The organism is Bacteroides faecis (genome assembly GCF_020091505.1).
Classification (GTDB): domain Bacteria; phylum Bacteroidota; class Bacteroidia; order Bacteroidales; family Bacteroidaceae; genus Bacteroides; species Bacteroides faecis.
Genome location: NZ_CP081916.1, coordinates 4911411 through 4937273 on the forward strand (window position 1 = coordinate 4911411; position 25863 = coordinate 4937273).

The window sequence follows — 25863 nt, forward strand, 5'->3', positions numbered from 1 at the left end:
GTTATTCGTTTTTTGTAAAGTGATGATGTAAACAAACAGATGATTACTCCTGTCTTGACACAAGACAGAATACCATCAGTTTAAATAGCGGAAAAACGAATAACAGGCGGAGCCCTGAGTGCCACCACCCCATGGTAGGGAGAATGGTAGTGCGTATGTTGCGTAATACCATGCAACCGCCACAAGATAAATGGGATGAAAAGAGAAAGAGCAAACACAACAGCCGCACCGTCCGTTGTCAGGTGAGACAAGAAATGAACTAATAACAGTTCGACTGTTGAGTGTTTATGTGCCGCCCCTTTTTTGAAGGGATGCGAATGGACGATTGTCACGCCATTGACCACATGTATGTGAGCAAAGAATGTGATACTTACCAGATACGATACAAACAGTACCGGTAAGAAACAGCGCATGATATTCAATGACAATCGTTTCACCTCATCTTTTTATTTGAGGCGGCAAAGATACGAACTATTTTTTAACAATCAATACCTATATATATTGATTTTCATTAATACACAGCTGAGGCTATCACCTGGATAAACAAAATAAGGAATACCATAGCTATCGGATAAACAGTTGCATAGGCTACACTTGGAATATTGCTATCCACCATCGAATCGGCAGCGGCCAATCCCGGAGTACTTGTCATACCTCCCGTGATGGTTCCCAGCAAGTCAAGCAGGCTGATTTTGAATACCAGTCGTCCTACAAGTACGGCTACCAGCATCGGCACCACTGTAATAGCTGCTCCTACTCCGAACATCAGCAGTCCACTTTCCTGAAAAGTAGCTACGAGGTTCTTTCCGGCGGAAGTTCCTACTTCGGCAAGGAAGAGAAGCAAACCTAACTGGCGTAACAACTGATTGGCGGGTCCGGACATAGACCAGAGAATAGGTCCGGTTTTACCGATTGCACTCAGAAAAAGAGCTACCATCAGCACTCCTCCTGTCAGCCCCGGAGAGAATGACAAGCTATCGGAGAAAGAGATATTCAGTTTGCCGAATAAAACTCCTAATACAATACCCATCGCAATAGGGAAGAAATCCGTATCGGAAAGCTTCTTCGCATCGTTTCCCAACAACCGAGCTACTCCTTTTATACCTTCTTTCTCTCCTACCACCATCAGCTTGTCACCAAACTTCAATGCCAAATCGGGGGACGGAGATAAATCAATACCACTTCGACGTACGCGGGTCACTGTACAACCGAAGTTTTTTTGTAAGTTCAGGTCTCCCAGTTGTTTATTAATCATGTCTTTTTTAGTCAGCAACAAAGACTCGATTTCCTGTGTCTTGTCCAAAGGCAGTTCACCTTCCTCCCGTTTACCCATCAATACTGCTAACTGATTCAGCGATTCTTCACTGCCTACTGCCTGAATATAGTCTCCTTCATGCAATACCGTATGCGCAGTGGGAATAGATATTTCATCTTTGTGCTTCAGGCGCGAAATGACCGCTCCTGTCATCGCACGTGCATTTATCTGCATCAGACTACGGTCAAAGACACTAGCGTTTGTGATACGATAAATACATGTGTTTAATTCAGGGAATTGTCCACGACGCTCTACTTCAAGGCGACGGGCTTCCTGGTCCAGATTTACACGCATAATTTTGGGAAGTAACTTCACGAACAGGATCACTCCAATGACCCCAAATGGATAAGCGATACCATAAGCAATAGATGCCAGCGGAGAGTTTGTACTGTCAATTGCTACCGCCAGTCCCGGAGTACTGGTCAAAGCTCCTGCAATCAATCCGACAACGCTCGGTGTATCAATATCAAATGCATATTTCAGTCCGACTGCTGTCAGGCAGGCCGAGCTAATAATAAGCATAGTAATCAGAATCAGCGTCTTTCCTTTACTACGGAAAGAATCGAAGAATCCCGGACCAGCCTGAATACCAATGGTAAAGATAAAAAGTACCAGACCGAAGTTTCCTAATTCTTTAGGAATGATAACGCCGAAGTGTCCGAAAAGAAGAGCAATAAAGATCACCGCTGACACATCAAGCGATAGCCCCTTAATCTTAATTCTACCCAACATAAATCCCAATGCAACAATCAGGAAAAGGGAGAAATAAGAGGAATGCAATAAGTCAGTAAACATAAAAATAAAAGGTTAGTTAGTTTTAAGGGCGCAAAGGTACAAAAAAAGTCTCCATAAAGTTGTTTTATAGAGACTTTTATTCTTTTCACTGATATAGATTCAGCTCCGCCTTTAGTAACTGGTCACCATATCTTCCGGTACACAAATGTAGAAATCAGCACGTTCTTTATTTTCATCATCCAATTTACTGATGGATTCCTGACGTACGGAAGTGACTGTCACCACACTCGTACCGGGACGGTAACGAAGCAGATAAGGGATAATTCCACTTTTAAAGTCCGAATGATAACTTCCGTTGATATGCAGGAATTTATCTTTCATGTTGCGGGCAATGAACCAGCCCATGGTAGCATCCTTTACGGCTTGTGCCTGAGCCAGTTTCTCATTGTCCCCGGTTTTCTTTCCTCCCATCATATTCATCAGGCTAAATGCCGCTTCACTTTCTTTCTCGTTATATTCAAAAGGAACAGGAAGGGGAGCTATATACTTCTTAGCTTCGGCAGATAAAGAATCAAGCACTTCAAGTCCTCCGTTTTTCACGCTATTGGCATAACGACGGGGGATATTGGTAGCAATAAACGGAATACCATGCTCTTTGGCAAAGAAAACAACCGGATAATAGTCTGTACTGTAATTATCCCATAAACGGGCTTCCGCTTCGAAACGGTCATAAGAAATTTTACGCTGCATGTATTCGTCCAGAATCAATTGATTATCGCTTTCCAACATTTCTGCCCCCAACATCAGTTTGTTCTTATGAAGGTGGTAAAGCGAACGAGTGATCTCAAATTCCAGCCAATGAGTTATGGGGCAATTATGTATCTCTCCCAGAAAGACAATGTCATATCCGGAAAGATGCCGAATCAATTCGCCGTAAGTGATTTCTTTGCCGGTATTATCAAATAAGGTATAAGCACGTCTGCCGGTTTCCTCCTGAGCATACATGATGTTCTGGAAACAGCAACACAAACATACCAGAGATAATACACGATTAATTATTCTTTGTGTCATTATTCAGTTGTTTTTTACTTAAATATAATAGAACGTAATTCTCGATATCCAGATAACGTTCAAATGCTTCGCGCAAAGCGGCGGGAGTTATGCTGTCAAGGCATTCCTCATACCGTTCGAAGTCAGCAAGTGATTCTCCGTTTTTCAGCAGTCCGACCAGTGTAGACCGCCATGTGGCAGATGCTTCTTCATTCAGTGCTTCACGCTTTGCTATCCGGAAAGAACGTTTGATGGTTTGCAGTTCTTCCAGATCCACTTCCTCACGTTGCAGCTTCTGCAGAATATCTTTCAATAAAACATCTATGCCCGGCATATTACGATTGTCGGCGGACGCATTGATATCAAAATAAAATATTCCCCACGGGATACCGTCGTACACTAAAGAGATGTAAGGCGAGTAAACGAGCGATTCGCGTTCACGGAGAACAGATATCAGGCGGCTGCGAATGACATCACGCATCAGTTTCAGCGTTAATGTACTTTTCAGTCCAGGTTCGAAATGCCCAAAGAAGAGATAGTCAAACAATGTCTGCGTTTCATTGTCATTTGGAAAACCTTCTACGTACTTGGCCGTAGGAAGTTCAAAAGGAGGATACGCGTATTCTGACGGAGACGATGAAGCAGGAATACGTCCGAATACCGATACAAACTGGCGCATGACACTGTCCGGATTGAAATTGCCGCAAATGACATACGTTGTCCCTTCAGGACGTGTATAGAGTTTCTGGTAGAAAGCCGCGATAGAATCAAGATTCAAACCTTCCATCTGTTCGAGAGACAGTTTACGCGAAGAACGGGGCAGAGCTGCTCCCATCAATTCATCCATACGGGCGGACAAGAGGCGGTCCGGTGCACGCTTCAACATTTTTTCTAAAACGGTTTCCTTTCCGTAATCCCGGAGTAATCCCTGACGTATTTCTTCGAAATCATTCCGTCTTAGTTCGGGGTCGAATATCTTTTCATAAATCAGATTAAAAAACTCCGTCGCACCGGTAACCGGAGCCATTCCCATGAAGCCATGCCAATGGTTCTCCATTGCCATCGTAAGCGAAATCTCTTTCTGGGAGAGATAGTCCGAGAGAATCTTTCCTTCTACCTTCGCAATGCCCCCCATGTCCATATATCCCGCCATACCCTCCAGTAGAGGATATTCTTCGTCAGACAAAGACGAGGTTCCGAAAGGGGCGAAAGAAGTCAGAAACAGAGATGTGTCTGCTTCTTGGGTAGGTTTGAGAATTAAGCGGATTCCATTTTTCAGCTCTATCTCGCGGACGTTCATTTTCGGGTATTCCGCAATGCGGGTAATAGAAGTAGCATCAAAAGGAGGACATACCGCAAGGCAGGGAGGAGTAGCGATTTCAGTTTCTTCCTCTTTCTCGGGACTCACATAGGTATAAGGAGAGCAGGTTGTTTGTTCACCATGCGACCATGCCCCAGCAATCTCCTCTTTGGTCAACGGAGCACCTAAGCCGGAATGACTACTACAAGCTACCAACAAAGCTTCCTTATAAAACGAGTACCATTCTTTCAATAATGCTTGCAGAGCGTTACCTTGTAGCTCACCCATGGCAATCTTTAGCTGTGTCTGCTGAATTGAGTCAGTCAGATACCGGTCGCCGGATATGACATAATCAACGAAATCGTCACACCAAGCGGAAGAAGAACGGGAAATATTGTTGGTACCGGATGCCATTTGACGGCAAAAATCATCTTTTATATCCCTTAACTCCTCTTCTTCCCATCCATTCCGAATCAGATGATTCAATTCGGCTACGGTAGCAGAGAGAGCAGTCAATAGCTCTTCTCTGTTTTTTCCCTCTACCGTCAGGACCAGATGATTCTTATCGCTCAGATACCACTGATCTGACACATTCGTCTTCAACTTCCTACCATTGAAACGGGAGGAAATAGCACGTACAAGTAATCTTCCCATATTTTTCCGCACTGCATCTCCCAACGTACGCTCTACCACGCAAGGATGCGGAATCATCAGTTCTACTTTTGTTTTCGTCTGCAACGAGTCACGGATTTCCGATAAATGAATACCTTTCTCATATTCCAGCGGATAAGTCCGGAAATCATCTGACGAACGTTTGGGCAATGAAGAAAAGTATTCTTTGATCCGGGCTTCTATCTCCTGTGGAGCCACATCGCCTACAATAATTAATGTAGCCAAAGAGGGGATATACCATTTTTGATAATACTCTTCCAGTATCTGTGGCGTTACTTTCCGAATATCTTCTGCTGTTCCCAACGGCATACGCCGTCCGAATATCCCCTGTCCTATCTTCAGTGAATAGAAGTCGTCTCCCAAGTCATAACCGCGCAGTTCTTCCAATATGATTCCCTTTTCATTCTCTACCTTTTCAGGGTTCATGGAAATACCGTCCAGCCAGTCACGCATGATCAGTAAGGAACGATTGACAGCTTCTTCCTTTTGATGGTCGGTAGGGACAGCAAACATATAGATGGTACGGTCGAAACCGGTAAAAGCATTGATATCTTGCCCATACTTCATGCCCTGAGATTCCAGGTATTCTACCAGCGAACGTTTGGGGAAATGAGTGGTTCCGCCGAAAGCCACGTGTTCCAGGAAGTGAGCACATCCTTTCTGCTGTTCGGTTTCCTGTACAGAACCAACACGCATCACCAAACGAAATTCAACGCGGGAAACAGGAGAAGGATTCTGCAATATCAGATAGTGCAAGCCATTGGGCAGATGTCCTTCCAGTGTCCCTGCGGGAAGAGAGACAGGGATAGACCGAGAATTGGAATAAACCGGTATATTGACATACATTGCAGCTAAGAAGATAGCCACTATGTATAAGCATTTTTTTATATTATTTCTTTTCATAAACGACATTGGCACGATTATACCCTCCGGCATACGCATGATCAAACACAAATTGGAAAGTCAGCTTCTTCGCTTTGAAATCAATTTTCCCAACCGGAGGCATAAAGGTTCCATCCTCCAACTCATCTATTGCAACATCAGACGCTTGCAAATAATGAGCCGGATTAGCTGTGCCGTCAGCCTCTTCCAGATCAATAGCTATCTGATTTCCCTCTTTAATCAGTTTTTTCTGGAGCTCCCACGGGCTGAATACATATTCAAAAGGAATAATCGTACGAACATCAGGTACACTCACCGGCAGAAAATCAACGGTAGCCGTTCCATCCGAAATATTTTTCAATTTTATTCCATCCAAAGACATCGTAAAAGTCCCGGGGTTCGCCTTATTCCAATTCAACAATTCCATAATCTGAGCATAAGCAGGACTTGCATATTCTCCATACCAGAATTCATCGTTTTCTATCGTTTCCTTTCTCAACACCCAAGCCAGATATTCTGTGAGTCCCATCGGATCATCCACCATCTTCAATACCGGCAGTTCTTCCGTAGACTGGTCACTCAGCGTTATTATCGTTTTTCCATCAAAATCTTTGGTGAAAGGCTCTGCAAAAGGAGGAAGATAATCACTGGCAGGACTCTCCACTTTTGTATGATAAGTTACAGCTCCCAGCCAATCGGTCAGATCAATGCCATATTTCGACTTATAGCCTTCAATCAGTATTTTCTGGGCTTCCGTCAGTTCAGGTATCTGAGGATTAGGCTTCACACGTACTCTTAACGAAGCATTCAACTTCATATTGTCTAAAGGAAATGTAGAAATACCAATTTCAAAGTAAGTATCTTCCGTCAATAGCTCTTTTTGGTTGGACACTACCTGAAAAATAGCCGATTTACTTCCTGCCGGAATAGTGACCGGATTGCTCTCCAACCTTAATATCTCTTTCTCATCATTCAAAATCTCGAAATTGAGCGTAATGTTCTGCTCACAAGCTTTAGTCAAATCAACATTCACCGTCAATGGCGTAGCTTCCGTTTCTTCTACTACCGGATTCTCAGCCGACAAATAAATCAGATTCACTCCTGTATATCCGCTATCTTCTTTGTCATCTCCACACGAAGCAAGGAAAGGCAATATTAAAGCCCCCATTGCATAAACATAAAACTTCTTCATTTTTTCTTCTTTTTATTTGTAATTCAAATTAGCTATCTTAATTCTCTATTTTAGTCCAGCCTTCATTCTGCGACACATTCTCATTATACAGATATTCTCCCCTGGGAATGGGGAATGTCCAACGATAATCATCTTTCTGTATTCGTCTGCCGTCCATTGAACCGGAAACATTCCAATCCGACAATATTTCTTTCCGGCAACGTTTCAAGTCAAAGTAGCGCTCTCCTTCTCCCGCATATTCTTTCCATTTTTCCGTAAGGACAGTTTTCAACAATACCTCACCGCTAAGATTTTCATCCAGCAAAGTCGCTCCCCGCCGTGCGAGATACTCGTTCATCACTTTCACCGCCTGCACATCATGCGCCTTCCCGTCACGGCAATAAGCCTCCGCAAGAATAAAGCAGGCACCTGCCACCCGGAATTTATTGATATACCGCGTTTCCTTTTTCTCCCAATTCATCTTGTTATATTTTCCCAAATAGGGAGACGAAGTGATCTCTCCTACCGTTTCTCCCGACATTGCAAACCAATAGACGGTCTCGTCATAACGAATATCTCCTTCGGAATAAAGACGGACCAAAGACGTGTTCAGCGTAAAGAAATCCCCCTTATCCCTATCGTAGTTCATATCGGTATAGTACGAACCGGAGGTATAAACAGAAAAGATACGTTCATCACAAACTTCGTTTCCAAACAACTTGCTATAGCCGGCTGTCGTCAACACATCATACCCTCCTTTAATATCAATCACCTTCTGCGCATACTCTTCTGCCTGTTCATAATTCCCGGCATATAATTCCAATTCAGCCAGCAGATAATACCCGCTATATTGAGAAAGCCAATATTCCTGTGCAGGATTATTCTCCACTTCTACAGCTTCTGTCAATAGGTTACGAATAGCTGTAACACATTCCCCTATGCTCGAACGCTTCAGGAATCCCAGTTTAAACTCATCTTTCAGAATGATACCGTCTTTCTCCGGACCATCGGCATAAGCAGGAGCAAAAAGGCGTAACAGATTAAAATAACAATAGGCTTTCAACAGTTTCGCTTCACTGACGATACAACGTATTTCCTGCCTTTCTTTATCCGAAGTTATGCTCACATTATCAATGCGCTCCAATACTGCATTGGCAATAGCTACTGTTGCATAATATTCTTGCCACATGGATAAGGAAATGTCTTCCAACGGCTGTGGCTGCCATTTATACAGATTACTCAAAGAAGAGTTACGAGCAATCAGATATGTCGGCTCAAAATCATCTCCCAATACAGACAAATTAAACTCCGGGGTCGGCAGTTCCGAATAAGCAGATGCCAGCAATTCACGGGCAGCAGCCGGAGTAGTGACAGCATCCGGATCGGAAAACTGGTTCTCATAAGGAATATCAAGCGAACACGATGCACCTACACAGCATATTGCCAATAAATAACTCCAATCTTTTATTTTATGTATTATTGTTATCATACACTTCTCTAATTAAAAAGTCAAACTTAGATTGATTGTTAATACCGGTTGCATTCCTCCTGCCAGTGTTCCCGTTTCCGGATCGGACTCACTATAAGGAGTAATCATAAACAGGTTGGAAGCCTGAAAAGCAACATTAGCATATTGAATAAAACGGATGTTCTTTTCAAGAAAAGCATGTGGAACACGATAGCGTAACGACACCATAGACAGTTTGAGATAATCACTTTTTCCCACCGTTTCCGTATTAGGATACAGCGTTAACGAAGCAAGGGCAGACGAGCTATAATAAGGTGAATGATATTTTTTACCTTCATCTCCCCGTTTGAACCACATATCCTGTACTTGTCCTTTAATGGCATTCTTTATCGAAGTGTCGGATGAACGTACATAACTGTAGTTATATCGCTTGATACCTCCGAATACATAATAAAAGTCCATATCCAAGTCAAAGTCCCTGTATGAAAAACTCAGATTTAATGTACCGCTATAGGGAGGAGTAGCATGCCCCAACGCTATAATATTCTCCTTCACCGGAGTTTCAGTAGCCGGTATTTCACGGCCATCCGCTCCCTGAAATACCGGAAGCCCGGTGATAGGATTAATGCCGAGAGACTTCAACCCGTAAACAATATCGTAAGCTTTTCCGACCTCATAAGTAGGAACGACCTCCTCTTCACTTGTATATAGACGGTCGGAATAATATAAGTCGACTACCTTATTGCGATTGTAAGCCAGCGAACCACGCAAAGACAAACGCCAGTCCGAAGTATCCAGCACCTTTACGGAAGCACTCAGTTCGTACCCCTCATTGCGAAGTACTCCAATATTACGTTTCATGGTATGAAAGCCGTTGGACAAAGGAACAGGAACATCCAGCAGTGCATCACTTGTTTCCCTCCGATAAATATTACCACTTAATGTCAGGCGTTTAAACAGTTCGAACGACAGGCTGACATCTGTAGACGTCGTCTGCTCCGGCTTCAAATCCGTATTATAAAGTGCAAGCAGTTGCAAGAGACGGGCATTGCCGTAATAATTTGTCGAATAAGAGAAAGTTCCGATAGTCGATGAAGCAGATACACCTGCCAGATTGGCCATTCTTCCATAAGAGGCTTTCAGGTTCAGATGAGAAATTACTTCATTATCTTTCAGGAAAGGATACTGACTCACCGTCCACCCCAAACCGACTGCCCACGCGGCATTCCATCGCTTGTCTTTGGGAAGGATCGAAGAAGCATCCGCCTTATACGTAGCAAAAAAGTCATAAGTAGCATCGAAGCTATACCCCATCACCCATCCAAATCCCATTTGAGCAGTCTTTTCTTTCAACGATCCAACCGACGGTTTACGATTACCGGATATAGACTGATTGATAGCCGCAGGAGACATTTGAGTACCTACTCCGTAACCTACAATGGAGACATTGTCAGCATCTGTCATATAGTAGTCCATATTGCCGCCGACCGTAAAATCATGTTTGTCGGCAAACACCTTATTGTAGGTAATACGTATATTGGAAGAAACATTCGTCGTCACGTTCTTGTCTTTCGTCAGTTTACCGAGTTCTTCCACAGGAGATCCGCTCTTACGCTCCTGAATAGAAGTGGAAGGTACTAATGTCAATGCTTCATTCAGTACCACATCAATACCTGCCACGGCATCAATATCCAGTCCTTTGACAGGTTGCAAGTTCAGACTTCCGCTCACTCCTCCCCGCTTATCGGTCGATTTGCTGTTATATTGACTAAGCAAATCTTTATAAGTATATTCAGACGACTCGTTGGAGTAAGATATTAATTTACTGGTAGGTGTCTCGTAAGGATTCAGTTGATAAACTAGGTCCGTGGGTGAATACACACTACCATTTGGAGTATCCGTTGCAGAATATCCTGCATTCGTACTTACCGAAAGGTAACCCCATCGACCCAATTTCTGGTCGAGACTCAAACTGGCAGTGAAACGGTGCGTATCATTTCCCGGCACTCGTCCACCTTGCTGGGCATAATTGACAGATGCATAATAAGAAGTATTCTCCGTTCCGCCCCTTACACTCAGGTTATGACGTTGGTAAGTACTCAAGTGTATCAATTCATCGAACCAGTCGGTATGGATATTTCTCAGAGAATCCAGTACAGACTGTCCTTCGGCTATCATTTGATTGAGATTGGGATCGGCAGCGTAATACTTCCGATAATAATCTTCACTGTAGCGATATCCCGGGGTGGAAGCATTTTGTAACAATCGCTCCAACTCCAGTTTCTCGTCAGTATCCATCATTTCCACTCCTCTGCGGCCACGGGTGGTAATACCCATATTAAAACTGTAATTGGTTGTCAGCCTCCCGTCCGGATTTCCACGCAAGGAAGTAATCTCAATCACTCCGTTAGCTGCTTTAATGCCATATAAGGCGCAGGCAACAGCATCTTTCAGCACTTTTATTTCCTTTATATCTGATGGATTGAGTGTCATAAAAGCATCCGACGAAATAACTTGTCCATCTTTCACATAAAGCGGCTCGTTTGCCGAGTCTCCTTCACGGAAAGATGAGTTTCCACGAATGCGTATCTTGGGCTTCGAACCCAAGTCACCCGTATTTGTCACTATCAGTCCGGGAACCGTTCCTTGCAAAGCCAAAGACATGTCAATCATAGGTTTGCTGTTTAACCTTTCCATATCTACCCGTTGCACCACGCCCGATTTTGCACGAATATCCAGCTCATTAATATTCGATTTGGCAACTATAACAACTTCATCCAGTGACTTGGTATCTTGCTGCATGGCAGCGTCCTGTACTTTTTGCCCGCTATACTTTATACGGACATCTTTCATTCCCACAAAAGAAAAGACAATTATCTCTCCCTCTTTCCACCGCCCACGCAACAGATAGCGTCCGTCAGTATCTGTTACCGTACCGAACTGTGTATTCCTGACACGAATGGTAACTCCGGGAAGTGGCTCACCTTGATGATCAGTGACCATACCGGTCAGTTCAACGTCTCTTTGTTGGGCATAAGTAGTTGTAGAATAAATTACAGAGATAAAAATTAAAGTGATAATAAATGCTCTCATTTTAGCGTTTGTTATATAGTATTATCCGGACTGCAAAAATAGACACTATTCACAGCCCGGACAATCACCATATATAACTATATCATCAGCTAAAAATACCTAAAAACAGTCATTTTCAGTTTCGCACGGTACGCCTTCACATTCAAACTCCAAAGTAACATGATGAATATCCGCTTCTTCCAACCGTGCTTTGATCAGATGTTTTATCTCTTCCATTCTTTCCATATTATCAATGACTATATGTGCAGTTAAAGCAGTCTCCGTAGTACTCAATGCCCATATATGCAGATGATGACAACTCTCCACGCCGGGCTGATCCAGTATTATCTGCCTTATTTCATTAATATCTATCCCCACAGGAACACCATCCAATGACAACCGAAGACTGTCACGGAGAAGTCCCCATGTTGAAATCACAATAACCACAGCTATCCCCAGTCCGATAATTGGATCGACAATACTCCATCCCGTATACATGATAATGATACCGGAAGCAACTACACCTATAGACACCAATGCATCTGCCGCCATGTGCAGATACGCACCTTTCACATTCAGATCCTTATCTTTATCCTTCATAAAAAGCCACGCAGTAAGTGCATTGATTACCACTCCCACTCCTGCTGTCCATGCAATAGCAGAACCGTCTACTGCAACAGGATAAAACAACTTATCAATACTTTCGGCAATAATTATTCCGACAGCGACCAACAATATAACCGCATTCAATAAAGATACTAATATGGTACTCTTTTTATATCCGTAAGTATAACGGCTGTTCGAATGAATTTTCTCCAACCGAAAAGCCAGCATAGCAAGTATCAAGCTTGCCACATCACCCAAATTATGTCCGGCATCAGAAAGCAGCCCCAAAGAATTGTAATAGAAACCAACTCCAAATTCAACTATCACAAAAGAGAGATTTAGAACAATACCTATTATAAAAGCTTTATTGAGCGAAGTTATCCGATGAGTATGTTCGTGATGATGAGATTCCATATTATATATAGTTTTATATCCTGTATCCAGGAAACAAATGCTAAAATAAATAGTTCATATTTTTCTCCCTAATCTTGAGCAGACTCCTGAGTTAAAGCTTATAAATGACTGTAAAAATATAAACCAGTTATCTTTAATACCTACATATGATTAAACGCCCTATTTCTTTTCATTTCTTTTAGGTATTGTCCTTGCTTATATATCCCCGTAACTTTGCAGACGAAAAATAAATTAATCATTATCTATCAAAATTAAGGATGAAAATATTAAACTTATGGATGATTGCCCTTATGGCATTATCATCAACTTTTGTTTCTTGTAGTGACAGCGACGACGATACCGACAATGCAGAACAAGCGAAAGCAATTGCCGGCACTTATAAAGGTTATTCTATTGGTGAAAGCAAAATGTTTTCCGACTATCTAATGGGAGCCGATGCCAGTGCCACCATTATAGCCAATTCGGATGGTACTATCAATCTGGTATATAAATCTGGGTCCGGAGATTTCATACTGAATAATCTGAAAGTTTCTTCTAAATCTTTCAAAGGTGAAGGTGAAGTTGCTTTGGCCATGGGTGGAAACACTCCGGGTAACTACGAATATACACTGGAAGGTAGTGTCAGCGATGCAAAGGTATTAACTCTCAAAGCGAATGTTCCCGTACCGATGGGCGGTATCGACATCGAATTCATTCAAGCAGAAACTCCGATTGCTTATTATGTAGCTTCTACCTATCAGTACAATACTAATCTTTCCATCAGTGTTATGGGAAGTTCATACGGTTCTACCGAAGATTGCAAAGCAATTGTTAAACGTGCTTCAGAAACTACAGTAAATATCACCCTGAACGGATTTGGCAATTTAACCGGAGGAGGAAGTAATATGAGTCTGGGAGATTTCACGATTAACGGAGTAAACGTTGAAAAAACAACTAGCGGCTACACACTAAGTTTAGGTGAATTCGAATCTGAGGCAGAATCTTCAACCGGCACTCCTACCCCAATTACAGGTGTAAGCCTGGAAGGTACAGTTGCAACAGACGGTACCGCTGAAATCACTGTAGCTTTCAAACCGGGAAGTATGCCTATGCCAATCACGGCAATTTTCATCGGAAGCAGCAAAAGTAGTGCACAATAACTAATTTGAAAGAAGATATGAGAAGAAGTAGTCACACTATTTTCAAAAATATCATGATACTGGGAGCGACGATGTCGCTCTCAGCTTGTAATGGAATGTTTGAAGGGATTTATGATGATCCCATCGAAAGTGAGATGGAAATTAAAGAAAGTAGCTTTTCACAAATCAATACTACCGAGTACACCAACTGGGTATATATCGATTTATCCGAACGCAAAGCAACAACTGTAGAAATCGGAGAGGAACATAAAAGTGAGATACCGGCAGAATGGGATCTCGCCATCCACCGTTACGATATCAAAACAAACGAAGGTGCAGCCTATCAGACGACCTATACTAATATTGATGAGCTGAAAGCAAGTGGAAAACTTCCTGCTGAAGAAAATTTTATAAAAGATGAATGGACAACTGATAAAATAGCAATCGATATGTCCGGCATGATGGAAGGAAACATTAAATATACAGAAGATTATCGCAATGAGATCTTATCCGGCTGGTTGAATGTAGATACTTCAAGTATGCCCCCTATTTATACGATGTCCAATCAAGTTTATCTGATACGGCTGAAGGATAACACCTATGCAGCAATTCGTTTTACCAACTATACCAATGCCAGAGGCATAAAAGGATATATCGACTTCGATTTTCTATATCCGCTTGATTTCGAAGAAAACAACTAAGAAACCAATTACAAAGAATGAAACCTACATATATAGTATCCATCTTACTATTCTCCTTTATAGCAACCTGTTCCACATTCGCACAACAATCAACAGAACATATCAGCGGACGTGTCACTGATACAAACGGAGAACCTCTCCCAGGTGCTACCATCTCCATAAAAGGAGAAAAAACAGGAGCTGTCACTACTGCTGACGGAACATATACATTACAACTCCCCGGAATCGGTTCATATATCATCACAGCATCCTACATAGGTTATCAAACAGAAGAAAAAAGAATAACTACCGAAAAGGAAAAGAAAGTGAATTTTCGTTTATCCGAAGATCAGTTCGACCTCGGAACGGTCGTTGTAACCGGTACCCGTACTCCCAAATTGCTGAAAGATGCTCCCATCATCACTCGGGTAATCACCTCGGAGGATATTAAGAAAGTAAATGCCAATAACGTTGCCGATCTGCTAAAGACAGAATTGCCCGGTATCGAATTTACCTTTTCCATGGATCAGCAAACCGCCATCAACATGCAAGGTTTTGGGGGTAACTCCGTGCTGTTTCTGGTAGATGGCGAACGGTTAGCAGGAGAAACACTTAATAATGTAGACTATGAGCGTCTGAATCTCGACAATGTCGAGCGCATAGAGATAGTAAAGGGAGCAGCATCTACCCTTTACGGTTCCAGCGCTATCGGAGGAGTGATTAATATCATTACCCGCGAATCGGATGATCCATGGAACCTCAATCTCAATTCGCGCTTCTCCGAACACAATGACCAGCGATATGGCGGCACTGTGGGATTCAATGCTGGCAAATTCAACAGCCTGACCAACGTACAATATAACAATGTCGACACTTATGCCGTAGACAACCCGGGAGACTTCTCTACAGTGTTTGGAAGCCGGGTATGGAACTTTAAAGAACGTCTAATCTATCATCCGCTTGAAACACTCAAACTGACAGGAAGAGCGGGATATTATTTCCGTGAACGTAATAAGCCGGGAGATACCCAAGACAGATATCGGGGATTCAGTGGCGGAATGAAAGCTAACTATACTTTCAATATTATGAGTAATCTTGAAGTTGGTTATACCTTTGACCAGTATGACAAAAGCGACTATCAGTCACTTTATAAAAATGATGTACGTGATTACAGCAACGTGCAACACAATGTACATGCACTCTACAATTATACCTTTAATGGAAAGCATACGCTAACTGTCGGCGCCGATTATCTGCGCGATTATCTGATGTCTTACCAGTTTACTGATAACGCGGACCATACTATGCATACAGCAGACGCATTCGGACAGTTCGACTGGAATCCGACAGAAAGGCTGAACGTAATAGCCGGATTGCGGTTCGACTATTTCTCTGATTCGAATGTACGTCATTTGTCTCCACATCTGGGAATGATGTACAAGATAGGCAGCTGTTCATTAAGAGGATCTTATTCGCAAGGATTCCGCTCCCCTACTCTAAAGGAGATGTATATGGTATTCAATATGGCAAATATGATGATGATCTATGGTAATCCGGATTTGAAATCGGAAACGAGTCACAATTTCTCCGTATCTGCCGAATATACCAAGAACCGTTATAACTTTTCTGTGACAGGCTATTATAATCTGGTGCATAATCGTATCAATACCGTTTACAGTGAAGACCCCAAGGGACAAATATATACCAATACCGACAAAATGGATATTGCAGGAATTGATGCCAACATCTCCGCAAAATATCCTTGCGGACTCGGCTATCGCCTGTCATACACTTATATTCATGAGTTCATGCGCGACGGACAAAAAAAGTTCACAGATACACGCCCTCACACAGCAACTGTTAGAATTGACTGGGGAAAAACGCTGAATAAAGTCGATTTCAACTATTCACTCAACGGACGCGTGCTGTCGAAAGTGAAAACCAACATATACAACGATAGTTTCAATAATCCGGCTGCCGGAAGTCAGGCAGTAGAGTATCCGGGATATATGATATGGGATCTTACCTTCTCGTTGGGAATCATCAAAGGAGTAAATATGAATCTGGCTGTAAACAATCTGTTCGATTATGTGCCTGATTACTATTATTTCAACTCACCTACCACAACGGGCACCAATCTTACGTTGGGACTTTCACTGGATATAGACAGGATCTTCAAGAAATAAACAGCAGCAATAGAACTACATACAAAGCTAAAAATAAGAGAAATGAAAAAGAAAAGTAAAATCATTTTAGGTGGATGCATCGTCGTAGCAGCCCTGACAGGGCTATCCGTATGGAATATCTGGTTCAGTACTACAGAGATTGCTTTCGTCAACTTCCAGACGATACAACAGGGAAGTATTTCGAAAGCCAACGACAATTCATTCATTAAACTTAGTGAAGTGTCTCTTGACAATCTCGATCGTCTGACCAATTATGACATGGTATTCATCAATGGCATGGGACTGCGTATTGTCGAAGAGCAGCGTCAACAAATACAGCAGGCAGCGGATAAAGGTATCCCTGTATACACTTCCATGGCTACCAACCCGGCCAACAATATCTGCAACCTCGACAGTATACAGCAGAATCTCATACGCGGCTATCTAAGCAACGGTGGAAAAACCAACTACCGCAACATGCTGAACTATATCCGTAAAGCCATCGACAGAAAGGCTTCTGCCGTACCCGAAGTGGAAGATCCGGTAGAAAGGCCTAGCGACATGCTTTATCATGCCGGAATCAGTAACCCGGATGATGAACTCGAATTCCTCACTGTTACCGATTATGAGAAATTCACGCGTGATAACAACCTTTATAAAGAAAAAGCACGAAAAATCATGATTACCGGACAAATGGCAGATGCCACCGATCTGATCAAAGCGCTCGAAAATGCAGGATACAATGTGTATCCCGTTCAATCCATGACAAGATTTATGTCATTCATTGATGAAGTGCAGCCCGATGCTGTTATTAACATGGCACACGGACGCATGGGAGATAAAATGGTAGATTATCTGAAAGCTAAGAATATCCTTTTGTTCGCTCCGCTCACAATCAACAGTCTTGTGGATGAATGGGAAAATGATCCGATGGGTATGTCGGGAGGGTTCATGTCGCAAAGTATCGTGACACCGGAGATAGACGGAGCTATTCGTCCTTTCGCCCTTTTTGCACAGTATGAAGATAAAGAAGGATTGCGTCATTCATATGCAGTTCCCGAACGTCTGAAGACTTTTGTATCTACGATAGATAACTATCTGAATCTGAAAACGAAACCAAATTTTGAAAAGAAAGTAGCAATCTACTACTACAAAGGTCCCGGTCAAAACGCATTGACAGCTGCCGGAATGGAAGTAGTACCTTCCCTTTATAATCTTCTGCTTCGGATGAAACAGGAAGGATATAATATATCCGGCCTCCCTGCCAATGCACAGGAACTGGGAAAAATGATACAAGCTCAGGGAGCAGTATTCAATGCTTATGCAGAAGGAGCTTTCAACGAGTTCATGCAAAACGGACACCCCGAACTGATAACAAAAGAACAGTATGAAGGTTGGGTGAAAGAATCACTTCGTCCCGAAAAGTATCAGGAAGTAGTAGATGCTTTCGGTGAATTTCCCGGCAATTATATGGCGACTCCCGATGGTAAACTGGGTATCGCCCGTTTACAATTCGGCAATGTTGTGCTTTTGCCACAAAATGCTGCCGGAAGCGGTGACAATTCTTTCCAAGTGGTACATGGTACCAACATGGCTCCGCCACACACCTATATTGCTTCCTATTTATGGATGCAGCACGGTTTCAAGGCCGATGCACTTATCCACTTCGGTACACACGGCAGTCTGGAATTTACTCCAAGAAAGCAAGTTGCCTTATGCAGCAATGACTGGCCGGACCGTCTGGTAGGGGCTGTTCCTCATTACTATATCTACTCCATTGGGAACGTCGGAGAAGGCATGATGGCCAAACGCCGTTCTTATACTACATTGCAGTCATACCTCACTCCTCCTTTTCTGGAAAGCAGCGTGCGGGGCATCTACCGGGAATTAATGGAAAAGATCAAAATCTATAATAATTCTCAAAAGGAAAACAAAGACCAGGAAGCACTGGCTGTGAAAATCCTGACTGTGAAGATGGGTATTCACCGTGATTTAGGACTGGACAGTATTGCCAACAAACCATATACAGAAGATGAAATCGTCCGTGTAGAAAACTTTGCCGAAGAGTTGGCTACAGAGAAAATCACAGGACAACTGTACACTATGGGGATTCCTTACGAACCGGAAAGAATTACTTCTTCTGTTTACGCAATGGCTACAGAACCAATTGCTTATAGCCTTTTTGCCCTTGACAAGCAACGTGGAAAAGCGACAGAAGCTGCCGGAAAGCATCGGAGTGTCTTTACACAACAATACCTCACTCCTGCCCGCCTTCTGGTAGAAAGACTGATGGCTAATCCTTCACTGGCGAACGATGAACTGATTTGTCGTACAGCCGGAATCACTCCGCAGGAACTAGCAAAGGCAAGACAGATAGAAGCAGAGCGTAATGCCCCCAAAGGCATGATGGCAATGATGATGGCTGCCGCAGCCCAGAAGGATCAGGCAGATAAAACAAAATCAGGCAATGGTCATCCCACTTCGGCAAAAACAGAAACAAACCCTCATGGCAAAATGCCCGAAAGCATGAAAGAGGCCATGAAAAAAATGGGAGCTAACATGGACCCGGAAAAAGCAATGGAAATGGCTAAATCTATGGGAGCCAGCCCGGAAGCATTGAAGAAGATGGAAGCCGGCATGAAAGCCAATAAAGAGCAAAGCAAAACTGCAAATACTCCGGGCAAACCGGAAAAAACGGAAAATGCCGAAAAACCACAGGGGATGTCAGCTATGATGGCTGCTATGGGAAAAGCTCCGAAAGAATACAGCAAAGAAGAAGTAGAATTCGCACTTGCAGTAACCGAAGTAGAACGTACAATCAAGAATATAGCTAACTATAAAAATGCACTGCTGACAAGCCCTGAAGAGGAACTTAGCAGTCTGATGAATGCATTAAAAGGTGGATACACGGCCCCTACTCCCGGTGGTGACCCGATCGCTAATCCGAACACGCTGCCTACCGGACGCAATATGTATGCTATCAATGCCGAAGCAACTCCGACAGAGTCTGCGTGGGAAAAAGGGATTGCTTTAGCCAAACAGACGATCGAGACATACAAGCAACGTCACAACGACTCCATACCACGCAAAGTCAGCTACACACTCTGGTCATCCGAGTTTATTGAAACCGGCGGAGCAACCATCGCACAAGTACTTTATATGTTAGGAGTTGAACCTGTCCGTGACGCTTTCGGTCGTGTCAGTGATTTAAAACTGATTCCTTCTGCCGAGTTAGGACGCCCACGTATTGACGTAGTGGTCCAGACTTCCGGACAGCTCCGTGATCTTGCCGCCTCCCGCCTCTTCCTTGTCAATCGTGCAGTAGAGATGGCTGCCACGGCCAAAGACGACCAATATGAGAATCAGGTTGCCGCCAGCGTAATAGAAGCCGAACGGGTACTGACCGAAAAAGGACTAAGCCCGAAAGATGCCCGCGAAATTTCAACGTTCCGGGTATTCGGAGGAACCAACGGCATGTATGGAACAGGTATTCAGGAAATGGTGGAATCCGGCGACCGTTGGGAGAATGAATCGGAAATCGCAGATACTTATCTCAACAATATGGGAGCCTATTACGGCAGTGAAAAGAATTGGGAAGTATTCCAGAAGTTCGCTTTCGAAGCCGCACTGACCCGAACGGATGTTGTAGTACAGCCACGACAAAGCAATACTTGGGGAGCTTTAAGCCTCGACCATGTATACGAATTTATGGGAGGTATGAATCTTGCCGTACGCAATGTGACCGGCAAAGATCCGGATGCCTATCTCAGTGATTATCGCAATCGGAACCACATGAAGATGCAAGAACTGAAAGAAGCTGTCGGCGTAGAAAGCCGTACCACTATTCTGAATCCGACTTACATCAAAGAGAAAATGAAAGGTGGAGCCTCTTCCGCAAGTGAATTTGCAGAAGTTATCACAAACACCTATGGATGGAATGTGATGAAACCAGCCGCAATCGACAAAGAACTCTGGGATAATATATATAATGTATATGTGAAGGATGAACTGAACTTGGGAGTCAAACAATATTTCGAGCAACAGAATCCTGCAGCTCTGGAAGAGATGACTGCTGTAATGCTTGAAAGCGCCCGCAAAGGGTTGTGGAAAGCAAGTGAAGAACAGGTTACAGAGTTAAGTAAACTTCATACGGAAATCGTCAATACTTACCGTCCGTCGTGTTCCGGATTTGTTTGTGACAATTCCAAACTCCGTGACTTCATTGCATCTAAAGCTGACGCACAAACCGCTACACAGTATAAAGAGAATATCTCTAAAATCCGTGAAGCAAAAGCCAGCGGAAACAATAAGGGAGTGGTCATGAAAAAAGAAGAAATAAATCAGACAGCCGAAAAGCAAACAAATACATTGAGCAATGTAGCTGTAGGCATCGCTGTTATAATCGTTATTCTTGCTCTGATACTCTTTGTACGCAAGCGTCGCAAAAACAGTCAGATGTAAGTCCTGAGCGGTGAATTATCAATCATAAATTGTAAATCGTAAAATCGTATAATGGATACAGTTGTTCTTGTACTTATGCTTCTTACAGCATTCAACTTTCTGTTGAAGCAAACGTTCTGGAAATTGATAGCGGTCTGCATTATCGCCGCTATCTGCGCTGTCTTCACCGGATTAATGTGGCCATATGCTATCGAGCAATCGAAAACTCAGATAGCAAACTGGCTGAGCAATCAGCCTTTGATGCTGGATACTTCCGTGCTTCTCAGTGTGGAAGTCTGCATACAAATGGCTTATGCCATGCTTGCCGTCCACGTGGCCAATGACTATCCGGTCAAACCGCGCATGATACTCATGTACCGTTTCCTCCGCTGGTTTCCGGGATTATTGATTTTTCCCGTTCTATTCAGCGGTCTGGTATATCTCATCTTTGCTTTTCCCGGCACTTCATTCCAGACGATAGCCTGGAGTTATGCAGCCTTTATTCTGGCAGCTATTCCTTGTGGCAGATTTATACTCCTCCATTTACTGCCGGAGAAAGAGCTACGCCTCGAACTATTTTTCCTGACCAATGCCTTGGTAGCCGTTCTGGGAATTGTTGCCACAGTCAACGGAAAGACTTCCGCAGCAGGTGTCAGTGAAATAGACTGGAAAGCATTGGCAGGCGTCATAATCATTGCATTGGCTGGTGGAATTCTCGGTCTTCTCTGGTGGAACATCCGAAATAGAAATAAAGAAAAAAGTGTGAAACAATAAAAGAATAAATAACGCATTAAATTATCAATAACAATGAATCTTATATCAGACATTTTATACTGGATCTCAACAGGCCTACTTGTTCCTGTGATCGTTTTATTAATCATCCTCTTTTGCCGTGCAATCATACTTGCCGGTAGTTTCTATGGTCAATATCTGTCTATCCGTAAAACAGAGGCTCTGCTCCGTAACGAACTGAACAAACTGACTCCGGATACCGTCGGAGAACTTGGCTCCAATCTTCCGGAAAACTCCAGATCCCTTGTCATTATGTATATGCGCCAAGTATTGGATGCGCGTGATACTCCGGCACAGGTACAACGCTTATTAGCTAATTTTGAAATTGCAGCAGACAAAGATTTAGCCATCTCTAAAACTCTGACTAAACTGGGCCCTATCTTAGGGTTGATGGGAACGCTGATCCCAATGGGCCCTGCCCTTGCAGGACTGGCCAGTGGTGATATTGCTTCCATGGCTTACAACATGCAGATTGCTTTCGCCACCACTGTAGTCGGACTGGTAGCAGGTGCCGTAGGTTTCCTCACACAGCAGGTGAAACAACGCTGGTACTTACAGGATATGACCAATCTTGAATTCATATCCGAACTGCTCAATGACAAACGTTCAATCAATAAAACTACAGAGAAATGAAGCATAACCTATTACGAAAAGAAGAAGACGCCGATCCTATCAGTGTAGTATCCAACCTGTTCGACATTGCGATGGTTTTTGCTGTTGCATTGATGGTAGCACTCGTCAGCCGGTATAACATGACAGAGGTCTTTTCGCAGGAAGACTATACGATGGTGAAAAATCCGGGTAAAGAGAATATGGAAATCATTACCAAAGAAGGTAATAAGATCAACCGATATACTCCATCTGAAGATCAGGATAAGAAAGAAGGAAAACGTGGAAAGAAAGTAGGTATCGCCTATGAACTGGATAATGGTGAAATCATTTATGTACCCGAATAACCGATTTAAGATTGGTTTAAAGTAAATATATACATAGTATCTTGTTATTCTGAATTTGCCGAAAGATCTCCTTTTCTTATACATAAACAGAAAGGAGACTCTTTGGCAAATTTCAAGTGACAGATCGCACAGATTTAACACACACATGATAGTACTCTTGCCAAAAGATCACAAAAAGCAATCACATTTGTATATAAAGGTAGTCCTTGCCCTCATTGTCATGATAAGCTGCTTCAATCTGTTTGTCATTACACAGCAGCGATAACCCCGAATGTACATGCCTGTTTGCCTGATGAATAATGTTGATGAAAATGAGTATATCTACAATCGCTATTTCCCTCTCATCAGCATCTTCTGTTTATTACTAATGCTTCTGCCTGTCTACATTCTCCACCGCCGGCAAACGAACAAGAGAAAAAGCTCTTAAAAATTGATTTATATCAAATCCTTTGAAAAGAATAGTCTTCTCATGCTCTATCATTTACTTTTTTAATTACCTTTGCGCCGATTTTAAAAATCCCTTTGAACTAACCCTTTAGTACTATGTTGTATTACGTATCATTTAAAAGGGTAAAAAAGATGTCTACAGAAGTATTAGTGGATACTGTATCCACAACAACAGATAGCTGCCAGATGGTAGCAACAGAAACAACACTGCAAGTAACAGCCGTCGCCAAGTCTGACAATCAGACTACCACTAATGAGGCTTACGCAGCTATACCTCCACGTCGTACTTTCAATGAACAGAAGCCGTTTGTATTTTCAATCATAGGCTTTGCCGTGGTATATATTGCAGCACTCGTTATCGGACGAATTATCAAAGTACGAATGGTTCATCATTCTTAAAAAGAACGACCGCAGCAAACAAAAAAAACAAGTCACCGAAATGATCACTCATTCCGATGACTTATCCCCTTTAAACACCTTTAAACAAAATGGAAAAAATATGCCTCATTACTAACTAAACTAACTAACCCTTTGAGGCATATTTTGAAGAGGCTGACACATCAGCCTCTTGTTTTATATAGATGGCTTTCGCCGTCTAATCTTACTTGCGTGCTTCAGCGATATAGCCGAGAGCTTCCTCGCATTTTGCAGTTACATAAGCCCAGTCTTCTGCCGCTACCTTATCTTTCGGGAACAGTTTAGAGCCCATACCTACACAGAATACACCGGCTTTGATCCATGCTGTCAGGTTTTCTTTGGTAGGTTCTACCCCGCCTGTCACCATCAGCTTAGACCATGGCATCGGAGCCATTAACCCTTTTACAAAGTTAGTTCCGTAGACATCTCCAGGGAATACTTTGCAAAGGTCACAGCCTACTTCCTGCGCAAAACCAACTTCTGATACAGAGCCACAGCCCGGAGTGTAAGCCACCAGACGACGGTTACATACCTTAGCGATTTCCGGGTTGAACAACGGACCTACTACAAAGTTAGCTCCCAGTTGAAGATACATTGCAGCAGTAGCCGGATCAACGATTGAACCGATACCGATAGCCATTTCAGGACATTCTTTTGCTGCATATTTCACGATTTCAGCAAACACTTCCTGCGCAAAGTCACCACGGTTGGTGAATTCAAAAGCGCGGACACCACCGTCATAACAAGCTTTTACAACTTTCTTTGCCACTTCTGCATCTTTATGATAGAACACAGGAACCATACCTGTAGAGCCGATTTTATTCATTACGGCTATTTTATCGAATTTTGCCATCTTATTATTTACTATTTTAAATGAATTGACTATTCAAATTTTCAACTCTCTATTCTCAACTTATCTCTGTACGCGACCACTTGCGTCACCACCAGCCAAAGCTTCAACTTCTTCTATAGAAACTAAATTGAAGTCACCATTGATAGTGTGTTTCAAAGCAGATGCAGCAACAGCGAATTCAAGAGCAGCACCTTGGTTAGGCTTAGTCATCAAACCATGGATAATACCACCGGAAAAAGAATCACCACCACCTACACGGTCAATAATCGGATCGATATCATAACGTTTCGAAGTATAGAATTCTTCACCATTGTAGATCATAGCTTTCCAGCCGTTGTGAGTAGCCGAGAAAGATTCACGCAATGTAGAAACAACATATTTGAATCCGAACTCTTTCATCATCTGCTGGAAGATACCCTTGTAACCTTCAGCATCTGTATGACCTGCTTCAACGTCAGCATCCGGTTTGAAGCCCAGACAAAGTTCTGCATCTTCTTCGTTGCCGATACATACATCTACATACTGCATCAATGGTTTCATGATAGACTGAGCTTTTTCTTTAGTCCACAGTTTCTTACGGAAATTCAAGTCAACTGATACAGTCACACCGTGACGCTTCGCAGCTTCGCAAGCCAGACGAGTCAGTTCGGCAGCTTTATCGGAGATAGCAGGGGTGATACCAGACCAGTGGAACCAGTCAGCACCTTCCATGATAGCATCAAAATCGAAGTCAGCGGCATCAGCCTCAGCAATAGCAGAATGAGCGCGGTCATAGATAACTTTGCTAGGACGCATAGAAGCACCAGTTTCCAGATAATAGATACCTACACGGTCTCCACCACGAGCAATAAAGTCTGTCTTCACACCATATTTACGCAAAGCGTTTACAGCAGACTGTCCGATTTCATGTTTTGGCAATTTGGTTACGAAATAGGCTTCATGTCCGTAGTTGGCACAGCTTACTGCAACGTTTGCTTCTCCACCACCATATACTACATCAAAAGAGTCAGACTGAACAAAGCGAGTATTACCCGGAGTTGACAATCTAAGCATGATTTCGCCTAATGTAACGACTTTCTTTCCCATAATCTTATGTTTTAAATTCTAAGTTATTAATATTATGAAGTTTCAATTTATCATTTTCAGTCCATTTTAGGGTTTAAACAGCTGATTATATGACATTTAATCTATAAACAGAGTAACACCACACACCTTTCGTGTGCGGGCACAAAGATACAACAATTTTCGTAATTACAAAAATTGTTATATATTTGTGTCGAAAATATTAAGATTATTATTGTGTGCGAGCA

General features: G+C 42.8%; 18 protein-coding genes. 8 read left to right on the forward strand and 10 right to left on the reverse strand.

Annotated elements, in window-relative coordinates; translation table 11 throughout:
- Positions 1-80: 80 nt before the first annotated feature.
- The 8 genes from K6V30_RS19285 to K6V30_RS19320 all read right to left on the reverse strand — a co-directional run bounded on the left by K6V30_RS19285 (position 81) and on the right by K6V30_RS19320 (position 12685).
- Positions 81-413, reverse strand: a complete 333-nt coding sequence (locus tag K6V30_RS19285) for a hypothetical protein (RefSeq protein ID WP_050544933.1) — start codon at positions 411-413, stop codon at positions 81-83.
- A 98-nt stretch (positions 414-511) separates the two neighbouring features.
- Positions 512-2110, reverse strand: coding sequence for an aspartate:alanine exchanger family transporter (locus K6V30_RS19290; RefSeq protein ID WP_055269676.1), 1599 nt, complete (start codon positions 2108-2110; stop codon positions 512-514).
- Between the two features lie 111 nt (positions 2111-2221).
- Entirely contained in the window at positions 2222-3121 is a 900-nt protein-coding gene (locus tag K6V30_RS19295) for a ChaN family lipoprotein (RefSeq protein ID WP_010538461.1), read from the reverse strand.
- Positions 3102-5975, reverse strand: coding sequence for a M16 family metallopeptidase (locus tag K6V30_RS19300; protein WP_055269721.1), 2874 nt, complete (start codon positions 5973-5975; stop codon positions 3102-3104). The genes K6V30_RS19295 and K6V30_RS19300 overlap by 20 nt, the downstream gene beginning before the upstream one ends.
- Positions 5962-7146: a DUF4929 family protein gene (locus K6V30_RS19305; RefSeq protein WP_055269674.1), complete on the reverse strand. Its 1185-nt coding sequence runs from the start codon at positions 7144-7146 to the stop codon at positions 5962-5964. Before K6V30_RS19305 ends, K6V30_RS19300 begins: the two co-directional genes overlap by 14 nt.
- A gap of 37 nt (positions 7147-7183) precedes the next feature.
- On the reverse strand, positions 7184-8614 hold the full coding sequence (locus tag K6V30_RS19310; RefSeq protein ID WP_055269672.1) for a RagB/SusD family nutrient uptake outer membrane protein: 1431 nt from the start codon (positions 8612-8614) through the stop codon (positions 7184-7186).
- A gap of 12 nt (positions 8615-8626) precedes the next feature.
- Positions 8627-11686: a SusC/RagA family TonB-linked outer membrane protein gene (locus tag K6V30_RS19315; protein ID WP_010538465.1), complete on the reverse strand. Its 3060-nt coding sequence runs from the start codon at positions 11684-11686 to the stop codon at positions 8627-8629.
- Positions 11687-11785: 99 nt separating this feature from the next.
- Positions 11786-12685: a cation diffusion facilitator family transporter gene (locus tag K6V30_RS19320; RefSeq protein WP_010538466.1), complete on the reverse strand. Its 900-nt coding sequence runs from the start codon at positions 12683-12685 to the stop codon at positions 11786-11788.
- Between the two features lie 257 nt (positions 12686-12942).
- On the opposite strand from K6V30_RS19320, the gene K6V30_RS19325 reads away from it, so the two are divergent.
- The 8 genes from K6V30_RS19325 (at position 12943) to K6V30_RS19360 (ending at position 23682) form a co-directional block, all read left to right on the forward strand.
- Positions 12943-13824, forward strand: a complete 882-nt coding sequence (locus K6V30_RS19325; RefSeq protein ID WP_055269670.1) for a calycin-like domain-containing protein — start codon at positions 12943-12945, stop codon at positions 13822-13824.
- 17 nt (positions 13825-13841) lie between these two features.
- Entirely contained in the window at positions 13842-14504 is a 663-nt protein-coding gene (locus K6V30_RS19330; RefSeq protein ID WP_029425604.1) for an HmuY family protein, read from the forward strand.
- A 17-nt stretch (positions 14505-14521) separates the two neighbouring features.
- Entirely contained in the window at positions 14522-16669 is a 2148-nt protein-coding gene (locus tag K6V30_RS19335) for a TonB-dependent receptor (RefSeq protein ID WP_055269668.1), read from the forward strand.
- Between the two features lie 42 nt (positions 16670-16711).
- Positions 16712-21109, forward strand: a complete 4398-nt coding sequence (locus K6V30_RS19340; protein WP_055269666.1) for a cobaltochelatase subunit CobN — start codon at positions 16712-16714, stop codon at positions 21107-21109.
- Positions 21110-21160: 51 nt separating this feature from the next.
- The gene (locus K6V30_RS19345) at positions 21161-21862 is read left to right on the forward strand and encodes a hypothetical protein (RefSeq protein ID WP_010538471.1); all 702 of its coding nucleotides are present in this window, start codon (positions 21161-21163) and stop codon (positions 21860-21862) included.
- A gap of 33 nt (positions 21863-21895) precedes the next feature.
- Positions 21896-22513 carry a MotA/TolQ/ExbB proton channel family protein gene (locus tag K6V30_RS19350; protein ID WP_010538472.1) on the forward strand — a complete coding sequence of 206 codons (618 nt, stop codon included), beginning with the start codon at positions 21896-21898 and terminating at the stop codon, positions 22511-22513.
- A complete protein-coding gene (locus K6V30_RS19355; protein WP_010538473.1) occupies positions 22510-22836 on the forward strand; it encodes a DUF2149 domain-containing protein in 327 nt (108 codons plus the stop codon). Before K6V30_RS19350 ends, K6V30_RS19355 begins: the two co-directional genes overlap by 4 nt.
- A 579-nt stretch (positions 22837-23415) precedes the next feature.
- Positions 23416-23682 carry a hypothetical protein gene (locus K6V30_RS19360; protein WP_010538474.1) on the forward strand — a complete coding sequence of 89 codons (267 nt, stop codon included), beginning with the start codon at positions 23416-23418 and terminating at the stop codon, positions 23680-23682.
- Between the two features lie 202 nt (positions 23683-23884).
- Here K6V30_RS19360 and K6V30_RS19365 read toward each other — a convergent pair whose 3' ends face one another.
- Complete coding sequence (locus K6V30_RS19365; RefSeq protein WP_010538475.1) at positions 23885-24553, reverse strand: bifunctional 4-hydroxy-2-oxoglutarate aldolase/2-dehydro-3-deoxy-phosphogluconate aldolase; 669 nt, start codon at positions 24551-24553, stop codon at positions 23885-23887.
- A gap of 60 nt (positions 24554-24613) precedes the next feature.
- Entirely contained in the window at positions 24614-25639 is a 1026-nt protein-coding gene (locus K6V30_RS19370) for a sugar kinase (RefSeq protein ID WP_010538476.1), read from the reverse strand.
- Positions 25640-25863: the final 224 nt, after the last annotated feature.

Coding starts and splice junctions, on each gene's coding strand:
- K6V30_RS19285 (WP_050544933.1), bottom strand. CDS start 413: ATGCGCTGTTTCTTACCGGTACTGTTTGTATCGTATCTGGTAAGTATC.
- K6V30_RS19290 (WP_055269676.1), bottom strand. CDS start 2,110: ATGTTTACTGACTTATTGCATTCCTCTTATTTCTCCCTTTTCCTGATT.
- K6V30_RS19295 (WP_010538461.1), bottom strand. CDS start 3,121: ATGACACAAAGAATAATTAATCGTGTATTATCTCTGGTATGTTTGTGT.
- K6V30_RS19300 (WP_055269721.1), bottom strand. CDS start 5,975: ATGAAAAGAAATAATATAAAAAAATGCTTATACATAGTGGCTATCTTC.
- K6V30_RS19305 (WP_055269674.1), bottom strand. CDS start 7,146: ATGAAGAAGTTTTATGTTTATGCAATGGGGGCTTTAATATTGCCTTTC.
- K6V30_RS19310 (WP_055269672.1), bottom strand. CDS start 8,614: ATGATAACAATAATACATAAAATAAAAGATTGGAGTTATTTATTGGCA.
- K6V30_RS19315 (WP_010538465.1), bottom strand. CDS start 11,686: ATGAGAGCATTTATTATCACTTTAATTTTTATCTCTGTAATTTATTCT.
- K6V30_RS19320 (WP_010538466.1), bottom strand. CDS start 12,685: ATGGAATCTCATCATCACGAACATACTCATCGGATAACTTCGCTCAAT.
- K6V30_RS19325 (WP_055269670.1), top strand. CDS start 12,943: ATGAAAATATTAAACTTATGGATGATTGCCCTTATGGCATTATCATCA.
- K6V30_RS19330 (WP_029425604.1), top strand. CDS start 13,842: ATGAGAAGAAGTAGTCACACTATTTTCAAAAATATCATGATACTGGGA.
- K6V30_RS19335 (WP_055269668.1), top strand. CDS start 14,522: ATGAAACCTACATATATAGTATCCATCTTACTATTCTCCTTTATAGCA.
- K6V30_RS19340 (WP_055269666.1), top strand. CDS start 16,712: ATGAAAAAGAAAAGTAAAATCATTTTAGGTGGATGCATCGTCGTAGCA.
- K6V30_RS19345 (WP_010538471.1), top strand. CDS start 21,161: ATGGATACAGTTGTTCTTGTACTTATGCTTCTTACAGCATTCAACTTT.
- K6V30_RS19350 (WP_010538472.1), top strand. CDS start 21,896: ATGAATCTTATATCAGACATTTTATACTGGATCTCAACAGGCCTACTT.
- K6V30_RS19355 (WP_010538473.1), top strand. CDS start 22,510: ATGAAGCATAACCTATTACGAAAAGAAGAAGACGCCGATCCTATCAGT.
- K6V30_RS19360 (WP_010538474.1), top strand. CDS start 23,416: ATGTCTACAGAAGTATTAGTGGATACTGTATCCACAACAACAGATAGC.
- K6V30_RS19365 (WP_010538475.1), bottom strand. CDS start 24,553: ATGGCAAAATTCGATAAAATAGCCGTAATGAATAAAATCGGCTCTACA.
- K6V30_RS19370 (WP_010538476.1), bottom strand. CDS start 25,639: ATGGGAAAGAAAGTCGTTACATTAGGCGAAATCATGCTTAGATTGTCA.